Here is a 4531-nt window from a genome sequence, read left to right on the forward strand (position 1 = left end):
CGTCGAACGCTGCTTCAATCGCCTCAAGCAGTACCGCGCGATCGCCACTCGCTACGACAAAACCCGCGAGTCCCACCAGGCAGCCGTCACCATCGCGTCCCTGTTTCTCTGGCTCAAACCCCTTTGACGACACTGCCTAGGGCGTGTATCAGAAGTGCTCTGGTGACCGTTCCGGCTCAGGCCGCTAGCCGACGGAGACAACTCGGTCGGGCCGACCGCGTAGGGCGATGGTCACTTCGTGGACCGCACCTCCCTCGGTGGTCATGCGAATCCGGTCGGGAGCCGTCCACACCGTGTCGGCAAGTGCATTTTCTTCGGAGTCGCCGTTGAAGCAGCCGACACTCCACCGGCGTTCTAGCGGCGGGTCCCCCTGATCGACGTAGACGCACCAGACCGGGTCGATGGAAAAGGTGCTTCGTGACACCACGACCAGTCGGCGGTCGACACGGCCGGGGGCCGCTTCAGTCTTCAATGCCTCGTCCGACCCACCGAACGCCGTGGAGACAAAGCCCCCGACGAGCAGCGTGGGGACACCGATGACGAGCAGCGCGATGAGTAGGGGCATACGCAGCGAAGACTCGGCCAGTCCCAGGAGAACCGCCCCGATGAGCGCGGCCAGCGCGAGAAATCCCAGCAGAAGTACGTACTCACGGAGGCGGAGCAGCAGGATCAGCTCGCCCTCACCTCCCGCCTCGAATCCGACTACGGCCGCGACGCCGAAGATGGCTGCCACTGCCAGCAGCAGGAAGGCCAACGGTTTGCGATATCGAGTGAAGTTCATGATCCCCCGAACGATGTGGATCACGCAGCCTAAGGGGGAAGGCGGGGCAGAGGCTAGGCTCGACGGGTGTGGGTCACAGCCACTCGTTGATAGCCGCGACAAGCACGGTCGCCTCGTAGCGGACCGCGAGCTTGTCGTACCGCGTGGCGACGGCGCGGTGCCTCTTGAGGCGGTTGATGCCGCACTCGACCGCGTGGCGCTCGCGGTAGTCGGCCAGGTCGAAATGCGGTGGCCGGCCGCCGTGGGAGCCGAGTCTCCTGCGGTTGCGCGCTTGGTCGACCTTGTTCGGGATGGTGCAGCGGATTCCCCGGCGGCGCAGGTAGGCGCGGTTCTTGCGGGAGGCGTACGCCTTGTCGGCCCGAACGCGGTTGGGGCGGACCCGCGGCCGGCCCGGCCCGATGCGGGGTACGCGGATCTTTGCCAGCACCGGTTCGAACTGCGGCGAGTCCCCGCGCTGCCCCGCCGTCACCACGATCGACATGGGCTTTTGGCCTTGCTCCACGGCCAGGTGCAGCTTGGTGGTGAACCCGCCGCGCGAGCGTCCCAGCCCGTGGTCACCCGGCTCGGTGACCACTCCACCCGGCGGTTCCTCCTGCAGGTCACCCCGCTTTCGGGCTCCGGCCGCATGCTGATGGGCGCGGCACACCGTGGAGTCGACGCTTAGGTCCCACACGATCGCGCCCTTTACGTCGGCCAGGGACTGGAGCCGGGTAAGGACCCGGTGCCAAGTGCCATCTCGCTGCCACCGGCGGAACAGATCGTAGATCCGGCCCCACGGTCCGTACTCCGCGGGCACGTCCCGCCACGGAACACCGGTCCGGACCCGGAACCGTATGCCGTCGATCAACTGCCGCCGAGGCCAGACGGGCGGCCGCCCTGCCTTTGCCCCCTTCGGCAACAACGGCTCCAACACCGCCCACTGCTCGTCCGTAAGATCTCCCCGCCCCATGAACGATGATCATTCACCGCTCAAGATCCATTTTCGACACACGGCCTAGCGGCGGAACTCGTCTGCGGTGAGGCCAGCCCGCTGGGCGAGCGCCGGGATGTCGGCGTCCCACAGGTTCAGGCCGAGGATGTCGCCCTCCCCCTTAGCCTGCCGCTACCTGGCGAAATCCGCCGCTGCAGAACCAGACGTGGTCCGCGAGTGCTTCATAAAGCGCCACCATCCAGGAATTCTTGTTTGGATGGGCACGTGTACGCGCGAGCCCTTCCAGATAAGTACTAACATCTGAAGCTCCCCCCAATTCGAAGACCTCTTCAAATGCATGCTCTAGGCCCGGTAGGTCATCGGCGGCCTGGTCCTCGTAAATATCCCCCAGTTTGTATGTCTCAGAAAAGTGGTGCTTAACTCGCTCGGCGTTCTGTATATCCCACGATGAAGGTGGATCGACGTAGAACTCGATCCTCCAGCTCGCCGGTCTCTCTGAGGGCTTTGCCTCGTACGGTTTCCCGTCGCCGTTGATGGTGAGAAGTCTAGCTCTCAACCATCTATCAGAGTCAATGTCATCGAAGTATGGGTGGAGAGCCTGTTCGGCGTAGCAAGTCGGCGCCTTATCCAGCTTTTCGCGGTTGCAGTCGCCGCAGATGGGAAGCAGGTTGATCGGTACGGTTGCAAGGTACGGGTAGATCGACTTGGGCAGGTGGTGGTCAACCTGGCGCACGCGCCCCACACCGCAGATAGGACACTTACCTTTGCGGTTGCGGGCCTCCTCGTACACAGGGCGGCCAGGTCTACCTATCTGCATCCGCTGGTCATACATGGCGATCAGGGCATCTTTATGGCCATCCTTTGACGGGTCGGGAGAAAAATCCGCAGGATTTAGGTGATGCAAGGTCAAGCTGCGGCAAGCGCGTTCATACACGCCGGCGGCTACCGCGACCGGTAGCTCGTAGCTGTTGAGCAGGGTGAAATTCCGTATGGAGATTTGCCCGCTGATGCACATACGGAACGCCTCCCGCGTTTCAATCTCAGGGGGGCTGAGCCGCCGCATCAGCTCCTGCCCTCGCGGCGACGAGTAGCGGAGCGGGCCAGTGCTCGCCCCTCGGCACCGATCTGGCCACCGAACTCCTCGATGATGGCCTCGAACGACATGTCTTTCTCGGCGAGCGACTGGATCAGCCGGTTGAACCCTGTGCCGCGCACCTCCAGCCCGAAGATCTCGCGGGTGATGACGCCGACGTTCTCGCCGAAGGTCTCGATTTCGGGGTGGTCGACACGCAGATCATCGCCGACCCTGCGCAGTGCCCAGACTGCTTCACGGGGGGTCTCCTGGAGCACCACAGGCGAATGCGTGGCAATGACGGCGAGGCCGTTTCGATCCCTCAGCAGCTCTGACAGCGTTCGTACGAGCGTCGACAGTAGTGGCGGGTGGAGGTGGCCTTCTGGTTCGTCGATCAGGACCAGGGTGCGTTCCGTGGTGTGCTGGACCAGCTTGGCCAGTGTCAGCAGGACGATCTTGTGTCCCGAGCTCAGCCCTTCGAAGACGCTCTGGGAATCAGGCCGGTCGTGGGCCTGCGCTAGTTTCGTGATCTGCAGGTCGTGGAAGAGGGGATCTGTCTCTTCGAGCTGGGTCAGGACGTTGGCCCAGCGGCGCGCCTTGGCTGTTTGATCCTCCACGCACCTCTCTACGCACGCTGCGAACTCGGACCCCAAGATCGCGTAGTTCTTGGCTTCCGCACCGTCGTCCTTTTTGAGGCCGACGTACTGGTACGCGACTGGGTCACGCCTGCTGACTTGGTGCGGGCCATGCGAGTCGAAGGCACTGAACGACACGTACACGACGTTGGCAAAGGGATGCGCTCGGTGGTCGAGTCTGTCCTCCAGCGAGCCCCGGCGCCGCATGGTGCGGGGAGTCAGTGTCGTCTGGGCAATGTTGTGCAGCAGGCGCGTCTTACCTACGCCGTTGCTGCCGATCACCGCATGGATGTTGGTCGGAGGATTCTTGTCCGGGTCTGCCGTCAGGTCGAGGATGAGTTGCGGAGCGCTCTCGGACGACGTTTCTTGCTGGTAGCGGACGTGGAATCGCGACAGTGTGGGTCCGCCGTTGGCGATCCTGCGGTACTGCGTACGGACCGTCTCGGCGTCGGTCCCGCGCAACAGCGAGTGCTCCATGACCGGTTCGTCGAGGGCGCGTTCGAAGAGCTCGGGGTCATAGGCGACGTCACGGAGGCCGGCGAGGATCGCCTCGCGCGTCTCATCATCGAACTCGTCACGAAGCGTGGCGTAGAAGCTCTCGTCAACGCCGAGGGAGAAGAACGCCGGATCCAGGGCTTCGAAGTGCTGGGGAAGGGCTGTTCGGCCGCGCTCCATGCTGAAGAAGCCCACCTTCAGGCCTCCGACGTTGACAGTGTGACTGCCGTTGTGGCAATGCAAGTCGAAGAGCGTCCTGAACCCGTAATCGTCCCAGTTGTCATCGTCAAGCCGCGCTATGCCGGGGCTCAGAGACGCTCGTGGCCGAACCGTGGTGAAGTACACCGCCTCACAGTACCGAAAACGCGCAAGCCCTCCGCCGCTCACGTTGACCCTCAAACGGACGGGGAGCCAGAAGGCGGTAACAAGCCCTGACCTGGCAGAGCGTGTCCTATGTTGTCAGTTTCCGAAGTGGTTTCTCACAGCAGATGGCTTCTTTGCATCACCACACGGGACACGGTCTTACTGATCGTTTCAGAATGAGATTCGTTGAGGGGCTTGGCAGTTGGGTGTGCTGTCGGCAGGATCTGGGGTGTGTCTGCTGATCTCGTGCCTGA

The 4531-nt window shown here is 63.2% G+C and carries 4 protein-coding genes and 1 pseudogene; 1 reads left to right on the forward strand and 4 read right to left on the reverse strand.

Going from position 1 to position 4531, the window contains the following annotated elements; genetic code table 11:
* Positions 1-127, forward strand: a pseudogene (locus ACWFQ8_RS33265) (IS5/IS1182 family transposase); the annotation flags it as partial.
* 57 nt (positions 128-184) lie between these two features.
* Here the strand turns inward: ACWFQ8_RS33265 and ACWFQ8_RS33270 are convergent.
* The 4 genes from ACWFQ8_RS33270 to ACWFQ8_RS33285 form a co-directional block, all read right to left on the reverse strand.
* The gene (locus tag ACWFQ8_RS33270; RefSeq protein ID WP_453790002.1) at positions 185-805 is read right to left on the reverse strand and encodes a hypothetical protein; all 621 of its coding nucleotides are present in this window, start codon (positions 803-805) and stop codon (positions 185-187) included.
* A 49-nt stretch (positions 806-854) separates the two neighbouring features.
* Entirely contained in the window at positions 855-1730 is an 876-nt protein-coding gene (locus tag ACWFQ8_RS33275) for an IS5 family transposase (RefSeq protein ID WP_453790003.1), read from the reverse strand.
* 142 nt (positions 1731-1872) lie between these two features.
* Positions 1873-2727, reverse strand: coding sequence for an HNH endonuclease signature motif containing protein (locus ACWFQ8_RS33280; protein ID WP_453790004.1), 855 nt, complete (start codon positions 2725-2727; stop codon positions 1873-1875).
* Positions 2728-2774: 47 nt separating this feature from the next.
* Positions 2775-4259 carry an AAA family ATPase gene (locus ACWFQ8_RS33285; protein WP_453790005.1) on the reverse strand — a complete coding sequence of 495 codons (1485 nt, stop codon included), beginning with the start codon at positions 4257-4259 and terminating at the stop codon, positions 2775-2777.
* Positions 4260-4531: the final 272 nt, after the last annotated feature.

The sequence above is a fragment of the Streptomyces sp. NPDC055254 genome, assembly GCF_053606025.1.